This is a genomic window from Dyadobacter sp. 3J3, from assembly GCF_009801115.1.
Taxonomy (GTDB): Bacteria; Bacteroidota; Bacteroidia; order Cytophagales; family Spirosomataceae; genus Dyadobacter.
Window position 1 is genome coordinate 98968 of sequence record NZ_VTOL01000010.1, and the last position, 21858, is coordinate 120825.

A 21858-nucleotide genomic window follows, 5' to 3' on the forward strand; every position below is an offset into this window, starting at 1 on the left:
AATTTAATCAGGTTAAAGCTACATTTTAAATTATAATGAAAGAATAAAAGGTTTAGGAAAATGCCCAACGCTTTTTTATTAAATACTGCCTACTTAGCTTCGCAGAAATACGCCCCATTACTATTAATCCCATGTTTTCAAATTTTCTTTCCGACTACAACACCTGGACTTTACTTGCACTTGGTGCTCTTGCATTTATTGCCGGTTTTATAGATTCTGTCGTTGGCGGCGGTGGGTTGATTCAGATTCCTGCCTTATTGATCAGCTTTCCAAATGCTCCTATTGCCACGCTTTTCGGTACCAATAAAATCGCTGCGCTGGCTGGCACTTCTGTTGCTGCTTTTCATTATGCCAAAAGGATAACTTTTGACTTCAAACTGCTTTTCGTTATCTCATTCAGCTGTTTCATTTCATCTTTTACCGGCGCAAGAATTGTAAGTCTGATAAATGTTGAAGTATTGAAACCCCTCATACTTTTCATTCTGATAGGCATCGCAGTTTATACTTTTTTCAAAAAAGACCTTGGATCAGTAAAAACAAAAGAGCTGGCTTATCGCCAACAAATCATTTACGGTGCCATGATAGGATTGATCATTGGATTCTATGACGGCTTCTTTGGTCCGGGCACGGGAAGTTTTTTTGTACTCGCTTTTGTCGTTGTCCTGGGTTTCGAATTTGTTCAGGCTTCCGCTTATGCCAAAATTGTAAACTGCGTCACCAACATTTCCGCTTTGATTGTCTTTGTCAAACAGGGAAATTACATGTTAGAAATTGCATTGGTTATGGCTGTTATGAACATCACCGGAAATATCATTGGCAGCAAACTAGCTATTCGAAAAGGAAATGACTTCGTCCGTATTATTTTTCTGGTTGTTGTAACTATTATGATATTCAAATATGGCTGGGAGGTATTGGGGGCGTAAGGTGTTTGAGATATACTTTTTGAAGCGCTGGCGGAATCAGGCTGGCCAGATGATTTTTAGTACCTGCTTTTTTTGCCAGAACAAGTGAATCAATAAATACTTTTTCAATCAGAAACTGAACCATAATATCACCTTCCAGATAAATCTTTTCTGCGAGGTAAAAACATTTTCTGGCAGTCTGGAAGTGTTTTAATTCAAGATTGATTCTTGTAAAATCCGATAAGGAATAAATTGCGGCGTGAATGGATGAAAAAGCTCTCGGAATTTCCTCAAAATTTGCCTGTCCGGTAATTCTCGGTAACTCTTCTTTCAATAAGCCAATAACCTGAAATTGCGTTATCATAGTACAGAAATTTAAATCATAATGTTGAGTACTTAAAAAGGTATTCCAAAATATTTTTAAATTTACAGTAAATTGAATATCAATTGCTTACAAATTAAAATTCAGTTTTTCGGTAAGATATCTATTTATCAAAATGGAAGTCAATTATCAAAATGAAATAAACAAATTGATAACACTGGTTACAATTTAACGATTTTTATCGTTAATACCGACAAACTATAACCAGACATAGTGGCCTGGTTTTTGATAAATTATTTCAAAAGATTAAATATTACAATTATGCAAGACCAAAAAGATAAGGAAATAAAGGAGCTGCAAGAAAAAATAATGGCTAAAAGACAACAGATCGAGTTTGATAAAACAGACATGGATCTGACGACCGGATATTCCTCTGAAAACAACGAAAATCCGGATGTAAGTGAAGATTTTAAAAATGTTTACGATCCGGCAGGCAACGTAATCGATAAGGGCGAATTGAAGGAATTAAGCAGTGCTGAAAGTGAGCTAATTCACCTGATTGACAGACTTAATAAATTAAGAAACGAATAAAAAGAAGAACACCGAAAAAATGTCTGGACATAAAAAATCCGCAAAAAGAGAAAGTCTTTTGCGGATTTTTTTTAGTCTATGTCCCGAATATTATTCCATTACGCGTACACCGACATACGATGCGTTTGTACCCGACGTATAAATTCTATGTTTTGCTGACTGGAAATCAGCTTCCGTAGCTTTGTAAATATTGACAAATTTCTGAGGATTAAGGTCAACCAGCGGGAACCATGAACTTTGAACCTGAATCATGATTTTATGCCCTTTTTTAAAGCTATGCGCTGCATCCTGCATATCAAATTTGACGTGCTCCACTTTGTTAGGAACCATGGCTTCCGGTTTGGAAAAACTGTTCCTGAATTTTGCACGCATTACTTCTCCGCGGATAAGCAACTGAAAACCACCCATTTTCATTGATGGATTTACTGGACTATTATTGGGCGCGTCGCCTGGATACACGTCAATTAATTTCACAACAAAATCCGCATCAGTCCCTGTTGTGGATACAAAAAGATTGGCAAACACATTTCCGGAAATTGTAACATCTTCTTTCAAAACATCAGATTCGTAAACCAGAACATCCGGACGACTTGCAGCAAAACGCTGATCCTCATACATATAATCACTGCCACGAATGATCCTGATCTCCGAAGTATAAGGTACCGGTTTCGCGGGGTCACTTACATATTCATCGAAAGAAGCTGTTTTAGCATTTGGCGATTCGAAGGAAAGTTTTCCATTTGCTTGTAGATATAACTTCTTTTCAACCGTATTTTTCGGCGGCCATTGATCATACTTTTTCCATTCATTAGAGCCGGTTTCAAAAATGTAGGCTTTCGGTAAAGACGGATCCTGCTTGTCTTTCAGGTAATGATTGAAAAATGGAAGTTCAATCGAAGTTTGATAAAAAGAACTTGTCTTTGATCCAAAACGAATATTACCAAGCGATTCACCCGTACCTCGAGACCAGCCACCATGAATCCAGGGACCCATAACCAGAAGATTCGGAGATTTCGGTTTGTTGTTTTCAATGCCACCATATGTTTTAAGCGGACCGTACAAATCTTCCTGATCAAACCATCCGCCAACGACCAGCATGGCGGGTTTTATATTTTTCAGGTAAGGAACCGGAGTCCTGGCCTGCCAGAAATCATCGTAGTTGTCGTGCTCCATCAACTGGTTCCAGATCCGGTTTTCATTTTTGAAGATCTTCTCATTCACATTTTTCAACGGCCCCAGTTTTTTATAAAACTCATAAGAATCAGGCGTACCATAAGCGGAAAATGGAGGTGTACCTTTTGGAGTCGGAACAGGTCGCGGTGCTCCGTAGGAAGATATAAATGAGAAAGTACCCATCAGGAAAAACGCACCGTTGTGATGCCGGTCGTCACCCATATACCAATCCGTAACCGGTGCTTGCGGGGACACTACTTTTAGGGCAGGATGCGCATCAACAGCTGTCATCGTTGCATAATAACCAGGTGCAGAAATGCCCCAGGAGCCCACACGGCCATTATTATCAGGAATATTTTTCAGTAGCCATTCGATGGTATCAAAAGTATCCGAGCTTTCGTCAATGTCTTTCGGGCTTTTTTTATTGGCAATAAAAGGACGATACGCTTCAAAATCCCCCTCAGACATATACTTTCCACGCACATCCTGATAGGCGACAATGTAGCCATCTTTTGCAAAACTCATGGACGGACCAAGCGAAGTTTTGAAAAGCGTTTCTCCGTATGGCGCACTATTATAAGGTGTGCGATTGAGCAAAATCGGATATTTTTGACTCGCTGAAATATCCTTTGGGATGTAAATTGCAGTAAATAATTTAATCCCGTCACGCATCGGGATCATCCGCTCTATCTTGGAATAATGATCTCTGATGTAAACCGAATCTTCATTGACTTTTGCCTTTTGCGCATGCAACATCGGGCTTATCGAAAGAAGAAATAAGAGCAGAAAAACAGATTTAATCAACTTGTAATTTTTTGCCGGGCCATAACCTGGCCCATTTGATGAGAAGGTAGAAGTTTTCAAAATTAACGGGCTTTGAGTAGAGATAAGCCAATTTAGCAATAATCATTGTTTAGAAAAAACTAAGAGTGTTTTTTCTAAACAATCAGCCTTTTAAAATTGATAATTTCATAGATTTCAGTTTTTCCACGGCTATCTTTTTGATAGCTGGGCGCAAAATTCTCTGGATTGACGCTAATTCCAGACCCATCCCAATAAATACAAGTTCAGAAATAGGAACTTCATTTTCATTCCAGCTCCCGTAACTTTCTAGTGTAAGCCTTTTACCGGTCGACTGCACTAGAATTTTTTCGTTACTGCCTTCCAGTTTTACAAATCCTTTAATACGATAGATCTGTTTGTAATGTAACATCAGTGATACATTCAACGTATGGATCAGGTAATCTTTATAGAACTCGTTCTCCGTTTTGAAGGTTACCGTTTTTATTTTATGGCCACTTGTGTGGGTGAAAATCACATCCGGCTTTTCGCTTATTTCAAAGTAATCATCTCTTTGATTTTCCAGTTTCTCCAAAGGGATCTGCCCTTCTGCGGATAGAAAAATTTCGGCAAAAGGATTCAGCGAAGTCATAAGACTTTTCAGTTTTACCAGATAATCGGCAGATACAAAATTGGTCTTATTAATGATGATCAAATCAGAAACAACAATCTGCCGAATGGTTTCTTCTGTTTCATTAAGATAATCCTCAACCGTTTCTGCATCCGTAACGCAGATAACTTTTTTCAGTTTGAAAATTTTACCCACATCCTCTCTTTTGAAAATTTCGGCTACCGTTCCTGCATCCGCTATACCCGTAGTTTCAATAAAAAGATTTTCCGGACGCTCGTCGCTATGAGCCAGCATATTCAGGACATCATATAATTCCTCATCGAGCGAGCAGCAGATACAACCATTGTTTAATTCAAACAACTGACTATACTGTTCGGCAATCAGCGTTCCGTCAATCGATGCTTTTCCAAATTCATTTTCAATAACCACATTTCTGCTTCCTTCCAGACTTTTCAGCAGGTTATTAAGCAAAGTGGTTTTACCTGCTCCCAAAAATCCTGTGATCAGATATACATTTATTTGTGTTTGATTTTCCATTATTGAAAAAAACTTTACATTTGCATCTTCGTTGCAAATGTAAAGTTTTTGATTGATATTCTTGAATTATAAATCAGTAATTCGCCGTGTTTTAACGGTAAATATTTTTCAAATCCTTTTCAAATAAAGTGTAAGGATCATTGTAAAAAGTCATAAAATCAGGAACGCTCACTTGCCCGGGAAAAGGTGCGTAAAAATGAGTTGGACTTTTAGCATCATTCCGCCATACCAACACATAAGCAAGGTTCACTTTTTCTGCTTTCAGGGATTTCAAAAGTGATTCTGTCCACCAGTTTTTATCAGGAATTGATTCCAGCCCGGACTCTGTGAAAGCTGCAAGTTTATTTGCCTTTTTCGCATAATCAGAAACGATTTTAAGTTTTTTTACACCCGCATTCAGATTGTATTTTCCGTCACGTCCAAAATCTGCATAATCGTCAAATCCTACCATATCGACATATTTATCGCCAGGGTATCGTTCCAGATATTCCTGTTCTGTGCTAAACTTGCAATCTGGTGAAAAGGCATAAATAAAATTATGAACACCCAGTTCGTCACGCAGATAAGAAACAGTGAATTGCCACACTTCGATCAAATCTTCACGCGAACAATGTCCTTTTCCCCACCAAAACCAGTCGCCATCCAATTCGTGATATGGGCGAAAAATCATCGGTGCCAGTGTTCCGTCTTTTCCTTTCACAGAATGTGCAAAATCGGCAATGGTTTTAAGGATTTCCTTATATTTTTCATGATGAGATCCGCCCGGCTTGATGAGCGCAATGGATTTTGCCGACACCGAATCCTTCCAATAAAACCCACCCTCAGAAGCCGGATTATTGAAATGCCAGGCAATAGTCGTCACGCCTCCCCTGTTGTAAGTATCAACTACATTTTTCCGAAGAGATATTATATTTTTTTCAATTTGATCTTTTGGATGTCCGGACAATCCGCTAAAATCTGCACCTATTATAGCAGGATGCGAACCCGTGACCGATTTTACATCCGAGCGGTTTTCATCTCCTGACCATCCATGGCCGTATTCCGTGGCTGCCTGATGGCCAAACAAAATTGATTTTTTTGATAATTCACCAAGATTACGGTACAATGCTTTGGTTTCCTTGGTGGCTTTGCTGTCAATCTGTGCGAATCCGGAGTGACTTATCAATAAAGTAAATCCGGCAATTAGTAATGGTTTTAACATAAGTAAAAAAAAGGTAAAAGAACTAAAATGTATGATTAAGAGTCCGGAAAAATCTAGTCATTTACGTAGAAGATTAAGATTTTTATCAATAATTGTAATAAGTGTTTCTACTGATGCTGCCGAACGAAATCCGTCTGCCGGTGTGTTGGTGACATAGTCCAGGAGCTTTTCCAGTGAAGAAGTGGCCACATGTAAACGTGTGTCCGAAGAAGCATAGTAAATGAAAATCCTTCCATCATCGTCCAGAATCCAGCCGTTTGAAAAAACTACATTAGATACATCGCCGATCCTTTCGTTACCCTCTGCGGCGATAAAATAGCCCCCTGGTTTGTAAGTAATTTTGGTCAGATCGTAGAGATCAGTCATGAACATATAAAGTACGTAACGCAAACCAGCGGCCGTATTCCTAACGCCGTGTGCCAGATGCAACCATCCTTTGTCGGTTTTGATCGGTGCTGGTCCCTGCCCATTTTTCACTTCATAAACCGTGTGATATTGTTTGTGGTCAACGACCTGTTCTTTCTCAATAACGGCATTGTCAATCGTTTCAGAATAGCCAAAACCAATCCCCCCGCCGGAACCTGCTTCAATAAATCCATCCTGAGGACGGGTGTAAAAAGCATATTTGCCATCAACGAACTCAGGATGCAAAACCACATTTCGCTGCTGCCGTGAAGGTGTCACGAGGTCAGCCAGACGTATCCATGTTTTCAAATCCGTTGTGCGGGCAATTCCGCACTGTGCAATAGCCGAGGTTTCATCACCAGGTTTTGCCTTGGGATCTTTTCGTTCTGTGCAAAAAAGTCCATAGATAAATCCGTCCTCATGTTTCGTCAGGCGCATATCGTACACATTGACATCCAGCTCGTCCGTTTCAGGCATTAACACAGGATGGTCCCAAAATTTGAAATGACTGATACCGTCAGGACTTTCTGCAACAGCGAAAAATGATTTCCTATCTGAACCCTCAATACGTGCTACAATCAGATATTTTCCTTCGTGTTTTATAGCACCCGCGTTAAAAGCTGCATTGATTTCAAAACGTTTCATCAGAAACGGGTTTGTATCCGGATTCAAATCATATTCCCAGAAAATGGGCACATGGGCAGCTGTCAGAACCGGATGCGTATAACGATCACAAATTCCGTTTCCCGGCCAAATTGCCTGATTTTCAAGATCATGCAATTGCCGGTGCTCTTCCTGTAATTGTTTAAGACGTGAATTAAAAACAGACATAAATTTATTTATAAATCAATTCATAAAATTATATACAATTCCAATCTTAAACATAGTACTATTTTATCTATCACTTCATAAATAAAAACATTTCATACATGGCTATTTTAATTATTTATAGCAAATTAAAAATATAATAAATTTAAAAAGTATACATAATGACAGTAATAAGCTAAAATATATTTGTATTAAAATAAAATTAAAAGAATTTTAACATGGTACAAATAATCACTTTTAATATTTACATTTGATCTTATCTGACATCAAAATAAATTGAAATGATTGAAGTTTACCGTGAAATAACGCCATTAACCCAATACGATTGTTTTACAATTTTCACCAGAAAAAAGAAGTTTTTCGACTTTCCTCTTCACAATCATGATGAATTTGAGCTCAACCTGATTATGGGCGGAAAGGGGGTGAAACGTATTGTTGGCGATCACACAGAAACTATTGATGATGCGGAACTGGTATTGGTAGGGAATAATCTGCCGCATGGCTGGTTTACCAATCAATATAAATGGGAAGAAGGAATGCCGGAAGTTCAGGAAATCACCTTGCAATTTCATAGGGATCTGTTTGATGAAAAATTGCTCCGTAGAAATCAGCTTTTCTTTATCAAATCGCTTTTGGACAAGTCAGTCAGGGGAATTTCTTTTTCAAAAGAAACAATAGACCGAATCATGCCACGGCTGATAGCGCTTACCCAAAAAAGCGGTTTTGATTCTATGTTGGAACTGATGTCGATTTTGCATGATTTATCAGTTTCAAGAAATATGAAGGTACTTTCCAACAGTACTTTTACAGATGAGAATATTAATTTCAACAGCCGCAGAATTGAAAAAGTATTTGCTTACATGCGGGATAACTACGACAAGGAAGTCTCGTTGGAAGGTGTAGCTAAACTTGCAGGAATGACGGAGGTATCTTTCAGCAGATTTATCAAAAAAAGGACCGGAAAAACATTTATTGAAAGCCTGAACGAAATCAGGCTGGGACATACTTCGCGCTCGTTGATCGATACCACAAATACAATTTCCGAGATTGCCTATAAATGCGGATTTAATAATTTGTCTTATTTCAATCGGATTTTTAAGAATAAAAATGGCTGTACACCAAAAGAATTCCGGGAAAATTATGCTGGAACAAGGACATTCGTATAATTACGAATGTCCTTGTTGTTACTTCAACCATTGATTCAGAACGCTTTCCAACGTGTCTTTAAGGATTGGTTTTGTTAGATAATCGTCCATTCCGGCTTCAACACAGCGCTCTTTTTCTCCTTTCAGAGTTCCGGCAGTTAAAGCAAGGATCGGTGTCCTTTTTCCTTTTTCAAGTTTTCTTATTTCCGATGCCGCCTCATACCCATTCATCTCCGGCATTTGTATATCCATGAGAACCAGATCCGGCTTTTCGGATTCAAAAAGTTTTACAGCCTCTCTCCCGTTAGCAGCTTCTACTAAAATGGTATTCGTCAAAATTTTATTTAAAAAGGTTTTGACCAAAATCATGTTTATTTTATTATCCTCAGCAATGAGAATCGTTATTTTTCCTGGATCAATCTCTCTGTTTTCCAATTCCTTTATATCTGTTTCATACACGGATGGCTCTTCGTCGCGGCCGTCGATTTTTAATAATATGTTAAAGAGCTTTTGAATTTTAACAGGTTTGTTCAACTGAACAATATTCAGGCCTTCCGATAGTGCGCTTATTTCCTTATCATCCGAGCGGTGCATAAGTAAAATTACCTGCTCAGATTCTTCCTGTCCATAAATTTCTCTTATTGTCCTGCTCACTGATATCCCGTCAAGATCTGGCAAATGGTAGTCTATTAAAATAACATCGTACCGGTTTCCAGCCTTAACTTTTTCAATCACACTATAACCCGTTTGCACTATTTCTGATTCAATCTGCCGGTTTGCCAACATGTTTTTCAAAATCAGACTATTTGAAGTGTTGTTTTCAGCAATCAGAATTTTATGTACCGATTCAATATTGGACCAATCCTGAGATGAATTGTGGAATGACTTGAACGTTACGTCAAAATAAAAAGTACTTCCTTCGCCAAAAATGCTTTTGAGCTGTAACTCACTATTCATCAGTGCAAGAAGTTTATTGGAGATCGGCAGTCCTAAGCCCGTACCGCCAAATCTTTTGGTTGTGGAAGCATCTTCCTGAGCAAAGGCCTCAAAAATCTTTCGCAGGTTCTTCGAATTTATTCCAATACCGGTATCTCGCACCGAAAACCTGAAAGTAGTATCCTCGCCGGATTCTTTCAAAACATTTACTTTTAGTTCAATTTCTCCCTTTTCCGTAAACTTGACAGCATTTCCCAATAAATTAATCAAAATCTGGCGGAGACGCACAGGGTCAACACAAATATATCTGGGTACGTTGGAAGCAATGTCTAACAAAATTTCCAGATTATTCTGATGTGCCTGATAGGTAATCATGTCCGTAACCTGCCCACATATTTCGAGCAGATCTATTTTTTCCACGGCCAGCTCCAACTTGCCTGCCTCTATTTTTGAAAAATCAAGGATATCATTAATAATGTCCAGCAAAGAATTTGCAGACTGAAAAACCATGGACAGATATTGGTGCTGAGTTGGATCAAGATCTGTTTTCATGAGCAGATCAGTAAAACCGATTACACCATTCAGAGGTGTACGGATCTCATGGCTCATATTGGTAAGAAACTCCGATTTTGATTTACTGGCAGCTTCTGCCTGTTCCCTCGCATCACGAATTTCCTGTTCTGCAATTTTACGTTCGGTAATATCACGAACAACGGACTGAATAATTTGAGCACCGTTTAAGTCAATGGCATTTAGTAAAATCTCTACCGAAAATATCTCTCCGGATTTCATGCGCTTTTGCTCCCACTCAAAACGGGTACTTCCATTTTGCATGGCCAAAACACTATAATCGAGAATTGTTTTTGCAGAATCTCTCCCGTCGGATTGGTACGGATAAGAAAGATCCGTAGGGTTCAAAGCGTAAAATTCCTCAAAGGAATCAATTTCGTACATTTTCAATGCAGACGTGTTACAGTCAAAAAAGCCGTCTGCATTGAGCAGCATTACAGCATCGCTCGTGGAATTGTACAAAGTCCGGTATTTTATTTCGGACTGTAAAATCTCCTGTTCTCCCTGTTTCCGGAACGTGATATCCTGCAAATATCCATGCCATAAAACGCTGTCATCAAGCCTTTCCGGAATTGATTCTCCACGAAGCCATCGCTCGCCTGCGGTAGGACTAATGATTCTGTAATCCAAATCCCAATTTTGAAGCGTTTCTTTGGACAAGTTTATAGAATTAATAAATTTTTCCTTATCATCCGGATGAATAATTTTTACCAATGCCTCCGGCACTAAGTATTCGCCATCTTCCAGGAATTCTATCGTATGCATTGCCTCCTTTGAAACATAAGGAAATTTAATCCTGCCGTCATCAAAAATCTGGAATTGATATAATATTCCAGGAACCTGTTCAGACATTTTCCTTAGCATTTCAGCATTTTTATGGCTTAATTCCTCAGCCTTTTTGAGCTCATCAATATCCTGAATCGTTCCGAAAATTCTTGTACAGGCTCCGTCCTTAAATTCAGATTTACCAATCACCCTAACCCAAAGTTCTTTACCGGCATATGTTGTAATATGAATTTCCTCAGCAATTGGCATACCGGATTCCATACAATCGCCGAATGCAAATTCAAGTTTCTTTTTATCGACCGAACTGTAAAATTGAATTACGTTTTCAACGTCTGGCACAAAATCAATCGGAACTCCGAGAATTTCTTTAATGACATCGGACCATGTCAGGATCTTATTTTCCAGATAGTATTCCCAGCCACCAATTCTGGCAACTTCGCTGGTTTGTTCAAGTAATTCTTTGGTCCGTCTCAATTCCTCGTGAGCTTGCTTGAAAACGGAAATATCACGCATTACAGCAATAAAATGTGTGCAATTTCCATGCTCATCAATAATCGGGTTTATATTGAGATCTATCCAGTACTGCTCTCCTGATTTGGTATAATTCAGGATAACTTCACTCATGGAAATATTGTCATCCAACCCCTTGCGCAATCGCAATCGTGTTTCAGCATTTGTTTCCGGGCCCTGCACAAGGTCCGAGGGCCTTTTGCCTATAACCTCGTCAACGGTATACCCCGAACGTTTAGTAAAAGCATCATTCGTCCAGGTTATTATCCCCTCCGAATCAGTTGTAATAATCATATCAGTAGTATTTGCCGCTACCAGGGCAAGTTCTCTTAACTTTTCCTCATCAATTTTTCTTTTGGTAATATCATGGCTGGTCAAAACCATTTCTCCGTTTACCGGATCTATACTTGCCCTTGTGCTGCTCCAAAACCACGAACCGTCTTTGTGTTTTATCCTATGCTCCACAGACGGCAGGGAAATCCCCGATTCATAGGTTGCAGAAAGAGCCTGAAAGCAACGTTCAACATCATCCGGATGAACAAATTCGGTGAAAACATGACCGATGGTTTCGATGGCTTCATAGCCATATATTTTTGTCCAGCTGGGTGTTACATAAGCAAAAACTCCTTCCGGATTAATGATGAAAAGGACGTCCGTCATATTGGAAACCAAGGCGGAATAATCTCTTTCTATTTTGATTTTGCCTGTAACGTCGTAGCCCACACAAAGAATTTCACTAAAACTCCCATCTTCATTTCTTATCCCGGTGAACTCCCATTCACTCGCTTTGACATTTTGTTCCTTGTCTCTTTTATGCAGAACTATTTTAAAAGGTACATCCGGTTGTTCGAAACATTTTCGTCCGATTTCAAAACATTTTATATGATCTTCTTTAACAATTGTCAAAAATGAACTTTGACCAACTATTTCCTCTCTTTCGTAGCCAAAAGTTTTACAGAAATAATCATTGACAAAGGTGTAGGTTCCCTTCCAGTCAATACGTGTGATAAATATCGATTGACTGTTTAAAACAGATTCGTAAAATTTCGATTCTTTTCGGCTTTTCTCACCTTCTGTCTCATTTTTAACTACACCACACAAAAACCGGAATGGCTTTCCGTTTGTATCACGAATACATTTAACATGACAATTCATCAAAACCGTTTGCTGGTTTTTTTCGATAAAGCGTGCTGTTATCTTAAAAATTGTATCCGAAAATTGAAAATGACTTAGTGCACCTTTTACTAATTCTTCAATATCTTCATTAAAGGAAACACTTTGTACACTATGATAAAAATTAGAAATTTCCTTTGTAAAGTACCCCAATCCATTCCAGAATTTTGGATTTATCCACTGATTTTCAAATTTATCAACGTCACAATACCAAAACCCATCCAGTCCAAAGTCCTGAATAAAATCAAATATATCTTCCTGACTGCTGATTAAATTATAAAGTTCCTTTTTTAAAAAGTCCATCGTTGAGTTTACCTTATAGTTCCTTATCCATTTTACGTGGCACTTTCTTTACTACTCGATCAGGTTTCTAAAATGGATATTGATGATATTCATTTCTATTGTTCGGTAACAAAAAATATAGCTTAACCGATCCATTATTTTGGTTTCCGCAAGTTTTGAACATGCAGACAATTTTCGAAATAACATAAAATAAATAATATTATTTCTTCCGCTTTCGATGATATGTTTAAATTCAGGAATAAAATTTGTTCTATTTCTATATCACAACTTATGAGAATAATTTAAAACAAAAAAGCAATCCAATTAAATGGATTGCTTTTTTGTTTTAAATTATTCTCGAACAGGCGTATAAATTAATTTTCTCAACAAGAATTCTGAAAATTCCCCATTATATTTATGGTATACATTAAATATTTAACCTTTCCTTCCAATTCAATTTTAATTAGTCAGGTTGAAACATTTTAAAAAAATACATACCATTTTAGAAATCATTCTTCTTTTTTCCATTGTCGACAGCGCTTTAACCATTCCTCTCTGATTTTCTGCTTGTCTTCGCTCCCCATCCTATTCATCCACTTTTCCCTCAAATGCATTCCGGCCCCTCCCTGGTTCCTTGAAAATCCAAAGCCGCCGAAAAGTATTTTACACAATAGCAATAAACCTGCGGATTGCCAGAAAGTGATATGCTTCACCCCCAACAGATCAGGTAAAATCGTGTTCCACAACAACATAACAACCGTACTGACCAGCGCAATAATAAGCGGAACAAATAGAAAAAATTTGGCCTTGTTTCTTCTAAAATCCTTTGGTTCCATATTCATATCAATAGGTTTCTTAATTAAAAAATTCGTCATACACAGTTTTCATCCGCTTGCGCAAGTGTTTCACAGCGTAGCCTTTTCTGGAAATAATCGTTTTCAGGTTTTCATTTGTATTCGTGGCAATATCCTGTAAAGTAACATCCTCCAATTCATTCCAAACAAAAACCTGTCGCTGATTTTCAGGTAATTCTTCCAAAGCAGTAAATAATTCTTTCCAGAAAACTTCGCGAATATATTCTGTTTCCGGCGTGTAGTTATCTGCCAGCAGTATATCGCTTATATTGAAACTTTCTTCATCGTTTTCATAAGCGAAGTCATCCAGTAATTCCGGAGTCTTTTTTCTGTATTTATCAATAATTTTATTGCGCGCCACCTGATGCAGCCAGCCGCTCATCTGATCAATTTCTTCTATATTGATGACATTGCTCAACTGATACCATACGTCTTGTATGATATCCTCAGCATCCTGCTCAGACCGCACCTTATTGCGAATAAAACCAAAGAGACGTTTCCCGTATTCTTTGATCGTATTAGCAATAGCATTTCCGGTATCTGTAGTCATTCCCTGGCTTAACATTTCCTCATTTTTTAAGGAAGACGCACAACTTTGAAGATTACTTTAATATTTTTAAATTATTTCAACCCAAGTGGAATATTTGAAATTCCGACACGATAATCGCTATACGAAATTGCTAATATTCTGATTTCATTTGAAACATTATTTTAAAATAACAAAGTATCAACCCGGTGCGACTGTACAATATTATCGCATGGAGACCATGAAAATATGGTAAACCGGCCGTCTTGAGACGCCACCAGCGCAAGGCTGTCACGCTGATCAAAAACAAACTGCGCTGCTGATAAATGCCGGGTTCCTCCATTTTGCACAGGCGGAACAACAGAGGCCACGTTTCCTACAATAGGCTCAGTAACCATGATTTTATCAACACGAGACGAAAAGGCAGAACGTCCTATTTTCACTCCAAAAGCAAGCAGTTCAAAACGATCATTAATAATGGTAGCTCCATCCACAGCCGTTAATCCGGCGATATGGTTTACGGCATTTGTGATTTTATTGATCCAGATCGGATGTTCAGATTCTTCCTCATGCTGCTCATACAGTTCCGCCAGTTCCGAAAATATCGGTGTAATTGAATAGGAAATTGGGTGAATAATAGAATCCCGCCAGGTTTCTCTTCCGGATGGAACAACAAGCAGAATCCCTCCCCTTTTATGATCCCGCATCGAAACCGCAAGCTGCACCATCACATTCAGAGAGTCATTCCAAAGCGATGAAGAATTAAAACCAATCAGTGAGGTTACCAGATTTGGACAATCAGGAATCTTTCCGCTGATATCGTCCACAATTTTGATCTGATCGCCTTTCAGAACCGCCACATTTACAAATTTTCCAAATCCATCAATCCTGCGATGTTTGATAACCAGCATTCCCGGTTCAATCACTTCTAGTACAAAGCAAAGATTTGGAATTACACGTGTTGTTCCCCAGATATAAAGCTGATCGCCATCTATCCAGATGCCTAAATGAATTCCTGACCGTTCCACCGCTGGTGCAAGCTTTGTTAAAATGGCAGGCGTGAAAGTCAGTCTGTTTTCAAAAATCAAAGGTTGTCCGGCAAGCTCAGGAGGCAAAAACGCAAGCGAAATAGAGGGCGAATGACCTTCCTCCCTGCGCAAACTGGCCCAGAAAGTGGTATCGATAATTGACTCAATAACCTGGGCATCAGGCTTCGGAGCAAAATCATCCTTATTATGTCTTTTAGCATTCTCATGATGGAAAATAAAATGCTCCTCCACCGTTTTTGCTACCGATTGTGCTGCCTGATATGTGGTCGTGGAAATCGTACTATTCATTTTCACCGCTTCATTATAATTACGAGCCATGGAATTTAGGACAAACTTGTAAATGGAATCTATCAACTACTTCCAAAACGAAGCTTGTCGAAAGAAAATTCCAGCCTTTTAAAATTAACGAATACGCTTAAAAATAACCAAATCGAATATTACTAAATTAAATTGTCAATATTTTGAATATAATTCTGAATTTCAATAACTTTACAGAATAATGAACGGAAACGATATTATATTAGACAAAGTGGATTTAAGCATCCTGAGACTGATGCAGGAAAACGCACGTATATCCAATGCAGATTTGGCAAGAGAGCTGGAAATGGCTCCGTCGGCAGTATTAGAACGGGTTAAAAAGCTGGAACAGAAAAATGTAATTCTGCAATATACAACGCGGTTGAATCCCGTTCCCCTGCAACAAAAATTGCTTGCCTTTATTTCGATGAAAGCTGCGGATGGACTTGGGAGTAACAACGTTGGTCAGGAACTCGCCAAAATTCCGGAAGTCCAGGAAGTGCACCACGTTGCCGGGGAAGATTGTTACCTGATAAAAGTCAGGACAACAGACTCCTCCTCTTTAATGGATCTGATGCGGAATTCTTTCAGTAAGATTCCTAATATACTGTCCACCCGAACAACCATCGTTTTGGAAACTGTGAAAGAACAACAACAATTGGTAATACCCGAAAAACAGTAATCATGGAATCTGCCCAAAACAAAAGTGCTTCCACCCTGATCGTGGTTTTGGCCTACGCCACGGTGTATATCGTGTGGGGATCTACGTATTTCTTTATTCAAAAAGCACTTGCAGGCTTTCATCCGTTTCTTTTGGGAGCGCTGCGTTTTATAGCGGCAGGTATACTGATGATGATCTGGTGTGTGATAAAGGGCGAGAATATATTCCATATTCCAACGATTAAGGTGGCAGCTGTAAGTGGTTTACTCTTGCTATTTTTCAGTAATGGCATTGTGATCTGGGTCGAACAATTTCTGCCAAGTGCAATGGTTGCGATCATGGTTTCTACCGCACCCATGTGGTTTATATTATTGGACAAACCAAAATGGAAAGAAAACCTTGGCAGCCGATCCACTATTGTAGGGCTATTGATTGGCTTTACAGGAGTCATTGTCCTTTTCAGCGAAAGAGTGATCGGTGCATTTTCCACGATCCAGAATAAATCAGAATTGGCAGGCCTGGCTATGTTGGTAATAGGTTCTATGTGCTGGGCGGGCGGTTCATTATATTCCAAATATAAAACCACCAGCGGATCCATCATGGTAAAAACATCCTGGCAAATGCTTGTAGCAGGGATTGCGTTTGTACCTTGTGGTTTTGCAAGTGGTGAATTTATTGATATTCAATGGGGCGCTATTCCATTTGACGCATGGTTCTCCGTGTTGTATCTTATTGTTTTCGGCTCAATTGTTGGTTTCAGTGCCTATGTATGGCTTTTGAAAGTTCAGCCTACAACCAAAGTGAGCACACACGCCTATGTTAATCCTGTGGTTGCGGTTTTGTTAGGAATTTTCTTCGCAAACGAAAGTATAACCTCGATCCAAATTTTAGGATTAGTTATTATTCTGGGGAGTGTTCTTCTTATTAATCTTGACAAATACAGAAAAGAGTCAAAAGCTATGCAGACTGCAAAGGTTTAGTTGTCAAAATGTTATTTTGAGCTCTTTTTTTGCCCTTCGGAGCCTCCTGTTCGAAAATTGATTTAGTCGAATTAATTATAACCAAACGAATTCAAATAACCCAAATGATAAAATTTTAAACCAATTCTTCAACCTCAACCAATACTTTTTTCTTGTAAGAAAATGAATGAATATCCTCCAAGAATACTTCCAGCTGTTATAGCTCCGTAAATAATCATTTATTCCAGACTTGGTTTTTTCAAATCCAGGTTAAATGTTGAGGCAAAATCAGTTTCAGTCCACTGAAATTCACTTTCCAAAAGTGGTTTCAGTAAACCAATTATCTGCCGGTCAAGGTAGTTGATTGTTGTAGCGGTGAACAAAAGAACGACAACAATCCAGCGATAATTTTTGGTTTTTGACTGAGACATAAAAAAAAACCAGAATGAAATAGTATTTTTATCTAATTAAAAATCAGAACACTAGCTATTATGGAGCTTCTCAACAAATTTTAAAAAATGTTGTTTTAGCCCGACCCAGTCTTTTTCTTTTATTAATTTCTTATCAAACAATTGCCCGCCGATACCCAGCCCATCCGCACCGGCTTTTAGAAATTCACTCATATTTTCCAGATTGATACCACCCGTTGGCAAAACTTTCATTTTGTCCAGTGGTGCTTTTAAATCTTTGATATATTCGTGGCCAAGAGAAGTAGCCGGGTAAATTTTTACCATCGTCGCGCCGTAAGACCAGGCGTTATAAAGTTCAGTTGGTGTAAAACCACCCGGAAAAACAGGTATTCCTTTTTTCACGCAAGATTTTATCACTTTTTTACTAATCACAGGTGTAACAATAAATTGTGCCCCGGCTTCCAACGCATTTTCAAGATCCTCTTTCGTGCAAACCGTTCCCGCACCAATATTCAGACCTTCACTTTCATTTTCCCGGGCATACCGAATGATCTCTTCTGCACCAGGAGTATTCATGGTAATTTCAATGGTAGTCAATCCTGATTCCCGGAAAATCGGAATAATCTGTTTCACTTCTTCCAGCGACAGATTTCTTATGATACCCACAATGGGCGCTTTATCAAATAGTTCTTTTGAAAATGAATCCTTATTCATGCGCTATATTATTCAGTATTAATATCTGGTTGGTATATTTTCATTTGTCCGGCTATGGTTGCTTTGTCAGTCAATCAGCCAAAATTGTGATAGTTCTGTCCGAAAAACCTAGTTTTTCTACGGCCAGTTTTTAAAATTCATAAAATTATTTCCGCTACATAAAAAGGTTATCTATCGAAGAAGAATCATTCCCGAAATCACTATTGAATTTCCGTCCATATCAAAAGACGTCCGCAACGATAATATATCCATCTGTGATTTTAAATATTTCCTAAAAAACTGATCTCGGGCAATCGTAAGTTGGCCAATACAGATTATCCAATTCGTTGTAAAAAAATTCGTTTTCCGTCCATACACTTCCGCATAACACAAAAAAACTAGATTGGACAGGTAGATATTCGAATGAAAAATATTTCATTTACTATTTTTTGGGCACAACAAAAACAAGTTCACTTTTACAGTGAACTGATAAATGACACAAGAAATCTGTTTTTTAATTTAGGCCGGACACTTTACATCCGGCCTTATTATTAATTCTTCGCGGTAGTGAAAAATTCGTAATTAATCTTCCATTTCACTTCTTTTCCTGGCCCTACATTCAATTGGATATACGGTTCAGGACAGGCTGTTGTCGGGCACGACCAGTAAACCAGTTTTTCAATCGGCTGGTCGCTGGTGATTTTCACACCGGCTCCTGTTTTTACATTTTCAATTTTCAGGTCATAATCTTTTGGCGAAGAGGTTAACCCTTTCAATCCGGCGCTGAAAACGTTTTCTTTATTTGCCAGCGGTCGGGTATAAATGATAGACTTACCTTCAACATTGGCAATCGTCCCGAAACCTTTGCCTTCCGCTACTACGTCAAACGGAAAAGTAATTTTTATACCCGGTCCGGTTGGTTCGTTATCAATCATGAAAAAGTTGTGATCATAAACACTGGTTGAAATGGTTTTCTTACCTGTGTTTTTTAGACTATGCTCTAAAACCAGTTCCGGCTTTCCTTTGACTAGTTTTACAATTTTGGTATAAACATAACCATAGCCCGTTTTATCAGAAAGCTCGTGTGTAAATTCTACAATATCATTTTTTCTTTTTACCGAGCGTTTTCCATGATCTACTACTTCATAATTCGTAGCAAAAGAATATGGTTTATCATCTGGTTTTTTCAAAACCCCTACCCCTATTTTTACAAAATCAGAGCCGGCTTTTGTATCCGCATAATCCAGAGCTACAAATTCTTCCACCGGTCCGCTGATGGCGTCATGAATTTTCGGATCGTACTTGTCAAACCATTTCCCGAAATAGGTATGTCCCTGATATTCCAAGCTTGGCATAACACCCGACCAATCAAATCGTGTTCCCTGATAATAGCCTTTATTAACGTCAGGCAAGTATAATTTTGCTTTTACAATACCATTGGTAATATCCGCTTCCGGGAAATCGGTTGCCGTGAAAACACCGCTGCAAAGACTGATTATCAATCCAATGCTTAAAAAAATCTTTTTCATCATTGTATTTCTTGGTTCAATGATAAAAGTGTACAAGATGGGGTTTTACTTATGTTGTAGATCAACCATTTTTCAGTTCGTAGTAAAGAGTTATTGATCCGCATCGGTGACTTTACCTGAATTTTGATACCCTGAGCATAAGCATAGCCAAGATCCCTCATAATATCTTCTACAAAATAGGGTTCAAAATATTCAATTTCATTACAGATTTTCAGCCCGTCAGTGATCAAAGCGGGTATGCAGATCAGTCGCCCATTTTCCCCGCCCAACTGCGCAGCAGCGTACTTCTTTGACTAATTCTATCGTTTTTTAACGTTATCATAAAAACACTCCGTTTGCACCGGTAGGCCATATACGATAATGCTCCGGGTAACTCCTCCAAGTAAGTGGTTGACCGGAATGCCAAGTGCTTTCTCTTTGATATCCCAAAGTCCAATCTCCAGCGCACTGAGTGCATGCAGCTTTTTGGAGATTTTCATTTTTGGATGAAGCATTTGCTTTAAACGGAGGGAAATTCGATAAGTATGGAAGCGGAGCACATGACAGCAGATTTGATAAAATTTCTCCCTACAATCCGTTTCTGGCTGATGTTACACACCTACTTTGTCCAACATGCGTGTATTAAAATTATCGTGTCGAACAATCAATCATGGAAGTTTGTGAAAGTATTTATAGCAACTATTTTCAAAAGAAAAAGTTATGGATAGTGACTATGATTAGCCAAAAAGATTGAAATTTTCAAGAGGTCGGGTTACTTCTACTTGCAGGTTCAGTGCATCTAAGAATTGATCAGAAAATGAATTTAATCGTTTCAACAAAAAAATATTTAGTCAGTATAAATCAATGTCTTGATTGAGGAATATTTTTTTTCCTTGTGGAACGTTTGTTTAATCATGTCAAAAACCTCAAATTCGATATAATATTTATTCACCGATAGCTAGTAACCTATTGAAATTCCCCATATATCTGGACAACGCCGCTACTACGCCCATGGACCTAAAAGTTCTGGACGAAATGCTGCCCTATTTTCTGGAAAATTTCGGAAACGCGTCGAGTAATTCGCATGTATATGGGTGGACTGCTGCGGAGGCAGTTGATATCGCGCGACAGCAGGTGGCGGAATTAATCGGTGCGCATCCTTCTGAAATCATATTTACTTCCGGGGCGACAGAATCTATTAATCTGGCAATAAAAGGAGTTTTTGAAAATTATAAAGAAAAAGGAAATCATATTATTACCTGTGTGACGGAGCATAGGGCGGCACTTGACACCTGTGAGTGGATTGAAAATACAGGAGGAGAAGTAACGTATTTGCCAGTAGATTCGGAAGGTTTGATTAATCTGGCCGAGCTTGAAAATGCTATTACCAGTAAGACGGTACTCATTTCCATCATGTATGCAAACAATGAAACGGGGACAATTCAGCCTGTTCAGGAAATAAGTGAACTAGCCAGGAAACACGGTATTTTGTTTTTCACGGACGCTACGCAGGCAGTTGGAAAGATCCTGATTGATGTCAATGAAGATGGTATCGATATGCTTTCCCTAAGTGCTCATAAATTGTACGGGCCAAAAGGAATCGGTGCATTATATGTAAGGAGAAAAAATCCCAAAGTGAATATTTCCTCACAAATCCATGGCGGCGGACATGAGAAAAATATGCGCAGCGGAACACTTAATGTGCCGGGAATTGTTGGACTGGGGAAGGCTTGTGAAATCTGTATGATGGAATTGGGAAGTGAGCCGGGCGCCATAGCGGTTTTACGAAACGTACTGGAACGGGAATTGCTTGCGATAAATGGTACAAGACTAAACGGAAACTTGGAAAACCGTTTGCCTAACATTACCAATATCTCCTTTGAAAATGTAAACGGAGAGGCCTTACTTTTAGACATCTGTCGCGAAATAGCTGTTTCAAGAGGTTCCGCCTGTTCGTCGGTTACGACAAAACCAAGTCACGTTTTGAAGGCACTGGGATTAAACGATAACCTTGCTTTAAGTTCATTCCGATTCAGCCTTGGAAGATTTACAACGCTTTCTCAAATTGAACATGCAGCCAACACGATAAGGACTATTGTAGAAAATCACCGTAACAGCACACGTTGATC

18 protein-coding genes and 1 pseudogene are annotated in these 21858 nt (G+C 38.7%); 6 read left to right on the top strand and 13 right to left on the bottom strand.

Annotated elements, in window-relative coordinates; genetic code table 11:
* Positions 1-131 precede the first annotated feature (131 nt).
* Positions 132-923 carry a TSUP family transporter gene (locus FZF08_RS21465; protein ID WP_159473093.1) on the top strand — a complete coding sequence of 264 codons (792 nt, stop codon included), beginning with the start codon at positions 132-134 and terminating at the stop codon, positions 921-923.
* Here the strand turns inward: FZF08_RS21465 and FZF08_RS21470 are convergent.
* Complete coding sequence (locus FZF08_RS21470) at positions 892-1266, bottom strand: hypothetical protein (protein WP_159473095.1); 375 nt, start codon at positions 1264-1266, stop codon at positions 892-894. The two genes, FZF08_RS21465 and FZF08_RS21470, sit on opposite strands and share 32 nt — an antisense overlap.
* Positions 1267-1545: 279 nt before the next feature.
* On the opposite strand from FZF08_RS21470, the gene FZF08_RS21475 reads away from it, so the two are divergent.
* The gene (locus FZF08_RS21475; protein ID WP_159473097.1) at positions 1546-1815 is read left to right on the top strand and encodes a hypothetical protein; all 270 of its coding nucleotides are present in this window, start codon (positions 1546-1548) and stop codon (positions 1813-1815) included.
* Positions 1816-1905: 90 nt separating this feature from the next.
* Here FZF08_RS21475 and FZF08_RS21480 read toward each other — a convergent pair whose 3' ends face one another.
* The 4 genes from FZF08_RS21480 to FZF08_RS21495 all read right to left on the bottom strand — a co-directional run bounded on the left by FZF08_RS21480 (position 1906) and on the right by FZF08_RS21495 (position 7373).
* Positions 1906-3852 (bottom strand): CocE/NonD family hydrolase, encoded by a 1947-nt coding sequence (locus tag FZF08_RS21480; protein ID WP_229216638.1) that lies wholly within the window; start codon positions 3850-3852, stop codon positions 1906-1908.
* A gap of 82 nt (positions 3853-3934) precedes the next feature.
* On the bottom strand, positions 3935-4936 hold the full coding sequence (locus FZF08_RS21485; RefSeq protein ID WP_159473099.1) for a GTP-binding protein: 1002 nt from the start codon (positions 4934-4936) through the stop codon (positions 3935-3937).
* Positions 4937-5027: 91 nt separating this feature from the next.
* Entirely contained in the window at positions 5028-6137 is a 1110-nt protein-coding gene (locus tag FZF08_RS21490; protein ID WP_159473101.1) for a glycoside hydrolase family 26 protein, read from the bottom strand.
* A gap of 57 nt (positions 6138-6194) precedes the next feature.
* Entirely contained in the window at positions 6195-7373 is a 1179-nt protein-coding gene (locus tag FZF08_RS21495) for a glycosidase (RefSeq protein ID WP_159473103.1), read from the bottom strand.
* A gap of 278 nt (positions 7374-7651) precedes the next feature.
* On the opposite strand from FZF08_RS21495, the gene FZF08_RS21500 reads away from it, so the two are divergent.
* Positions 7652-8536, top strand: coding sequence for an AraC family transcriptional regulator (locus tag FZF08_RS21500; RefSeq protein ID WP_159473105.1), 885 nt, complete (start codon positions 7652-7654; stop codon positions 8534-8536).
* A gap of 18 nt (positions 8537-8554) precedes the next feature.
* On the opposite strand, the gene FZF08_RS21505 is transcribed toward FZF08_RS21500, so the two are convergent.
* The 4 genes from FZF08_RS21505 to FZF08_RS21520 all read right to left on the bottom strand — a co-directional run bounded on the left by FZF08_RS21505 (position 8555) and on the right by FZF08_RS21520 (position 15519).
* On the bottom strand, positions 8555-12793 hold the full coding sequence (locus FZF08_RS21505; RefSeq protein ID WP_159473107.1) for a PAS domain-containing hybrid sensor histidine kinase/response regulator: 4239 nt from the start codon (positions 12791-12793) through the stop codon (positions 8555-8557).
* A 488-nt stretch (positions 12794-13281) separates the two neighbouring features.
* Positions 13282-13614, bottom strand: a complete 333-nt coding sequence (locus FZF08_RS21510) for a hypothetical protein (protein ID WP_159473109.1) — start codon at positions 13612-13614, stop codon at positions 13282-13284.
* Positions 13615-13627: 13 nt separating this feature from the next.
* Positions 13628-14176 carry an RNA polymerase sigma factor gene (locus FZF08_RS21515; protein WP_159473112.1) on the bottom strand — a complete coding sequence of 183 codons (549 nt, stop codon included), beginning with the start codon at positions 14174-14176 and terminating at the stop codon, positions 13628-13630.
* 161 nt (positions 14177-14337) lie between these two features.
* Positions 14338-15519, bottom strand: coding sequence for a putative sensor domain DACNV-containing protein (locus FZF08_RS21520; RefSeq protein ID WP_200837147.1), 1182 nt, complete (start codon positions 15517-15519; stop codon positions 14338-14340).
* Positions 15520-15700: 181 nt separating this feature from the next.
* On the opposite strand from FZF08_RS21520, the gene FZF08_RS21525 reads away from it, so the two are divergent.
* Positions 15701-16180, top strand: a complete 480-nt coding sequence (locus FZF08_RS21525) for an Lrp/AsnC family transcriptional regulator (protein WP_159473115.1) — start codon at positions 15701-15703, stop codon at positions 16178-16180.
* 2 nt (positions 16181-16182) lie between these two features.
* Positions 16183-17139, top strand: a complete 957-nt coding sequence (locus tag FZF08_RS21530) for an EamA family transporter (RefSeq protein WP_159473118.1) — start codon at positions 16183-16185, stop codon at positions 17137-17139.
* 260 nt (positions 17140-17399) lie between these two features.
* On the opposite strand, the pseudogene FZF08_RS21535 reads toward FZF08_RS21530, so the two are convergent.
* The 4 genes and pseudogenes from FZF08_RS21535 to FZF08_RS31860 form a co-directional block, all read right to left on the bottom strand.
* A pseudogene (locus FZF08_RS21535) lies at positions 17400-17549 on the bottom strand (MFS transporter); the annotation flags it as partial.
* Positions 17550-17600: 51 nt separating this feature from the next.
* Positions 17601-18242 (bottom strand): bifunctional 4-hydroxy-2-oxoglutarate aldolase/2-dehydro-3-deoxy-phosphogluconate aldolase, encoded by a 642-nt coding sequence (locus FZF08_RS21540; protein WP_159473121.1) that lies wholly within the window; start codon positions 18240-18242, stop codon positions 17601-17603.
* Positions 18243-18772: 530 nt separating this feature from the next.
* Positions 18773-19753, bottom strand: a complete 981-nt coding sequence (locus FZF08_RS21545) for a hypothetical protein (protein WP_310590611.1) — start codon at positions 19751-19753, stop codon at positions 18773-18775.
* Positions 19754-20049: 296 nt separating this feature from the next.
* The gene (locus FZF08_RS31860; protein WP_229216639.1) at positions 20050-20229 is read right to left on the bottom strand and encodes a hypothetical protein; all 180 of its coding nucleotides are present in this window, start codon (positions 20227-20229) and stop codon (positions 20050-20052) included.
* Between the two features lie 469 nt (positions 20230-20698).
* Between FZF08_RS31860 and FZF08_RS21555 the strand changes: the two genes are divergently transcribed.
* A complete protein-coding gene (locus FZF08_RS21555; RefSeq protein ID WP_159473124.1) occupies positions 20699-21856 on the top strand; it encodes a cysteine desulfurase family protein in 1158 nt (385 codons plus the stop codon).
* The last annotated feature ends 2 nt before the right edge of the window (positions 21857-21858 follow it).

What these genes read in the sequence shown, in the direction of transcription:
- FZF08_RS21465 (WP_159473093.1), top strand. Translation starts at nt 132, where the DNA reads ATGTTTTCAAATTTTCTTTCCGACTACAACACCTGGACTTTACTTGCA.
- FZF08_RS21470 (WP_159473095.1), bottom strand. Translation starts at nt 1,266, where the DNA reads ATGATAACGCAATTTCAGGTTATTGGCTTATTGAAAGAAGAGTTACCG.
- FZF08_RS21475 (WP_159473097.1), top strand. Translation starts at nt 1,546, where the DNA reads ATGCAAGACCAAAAAGATAAGGAAATAAAGGAGCTGCAAGAAAAAATA.
- FZF08_RS21485 (WP_159473099.1), bottom strand. Translation starts at nt 4,936, where the DNA reads ATGGAAAATCAAACACAAATAAATGTATATCTGATCACAGGATTTTTG.
- FZF08_RS21490 (WP_159473101.1), bottom strand. Translation starts at nt 6,137, where the DNA reads ATGTTAAAACCATTACTAATTGCCGGATTTACTTTATTGATAAGTCAC.
- FZF08_RS21495 (WP_159473103.1), bottom strand. Translation starts at nt 7,373, where the DNA reads ATGTCTGTTTTTAATTCACGTCTTAAACAATTACAGGAAGAGCACCGG.
- FZF08_RS21500 (WP_159473105.1), top strand. Translation starts at nt 7,652, where the DNA reads ATGATTGAAGTTTACCGTGAAATAACGCCATTAACCCAATACGATTGT.
- FZF08_RS21505 (WP_159473107.1), bottom strand. Translation starts at nt 12,793, where the DNA reads ATGGACTTTTTAAAAAAGGAACTTTATAATTTAATCAGCAGTCAGGAA.
- FZF08_RS21510 (WP_159473109.1), bottom strand. Translation starts at nt 13,614, where the DNA reads ATGAATATGGAACCAAAGGATTTTAGAAGAAACAAGGCCAAATTTTTT.
- FZF08_RS21515 (WP_159473112.1), bottom strand. Translation starts at nt 14,176, where the DNA reads ATGACTACAGATACCGGAAATGCTATTGCTAATACGATCAAAGAATAC.
- FZF08_RS21520 (WP_200837147.1), bottom strand. Translation starts at nt 15,519, where the DNA reads ATGGCTCGTAATTATAATGAAGCGGTGAAAATGAATAGTACGATTTCC.
- FZF08_RS21525 (WP_159473115.1), top strand. Translation starts at nt 15,701, where the DNA reads ATGAACGGAAACGATATTATATTAGACAAAGTGGATTTAAGCATCCTG.
- FZF08_RS21530 (WP_159473118.1), top strand. Translation starts at nt 16,183, where the DNA reads ATGGAATCTGCCCAAAACAAAAGTGCTTCCACCCTGATCGTGGTTTTG.
- FZF08_RS21540 (WP_159473121.1), bottom strand. Translation starts at nt 18,242, where the DNA reads ATGAATAAGGATTCATTTTCAAAAGAACTATTTGATAAAGCGCCCATT.
- FZF08_RS21545 (WP_310590611.1), bottom strand. Translation starts at nt 19,753, where the DNA reads ATGATGAAAAAGATTTTTTTAAGCATTGGATTGATAATCAGTCTTTGC.
- FZF08_RS31860 (WP_229216639.1), bottom strand. Translation starts at nt 20,229, where the DNA reads ATGAAAATCTCCAAAAAGCTGCATGCACTCAGTGCGCTGGAGATTGGA.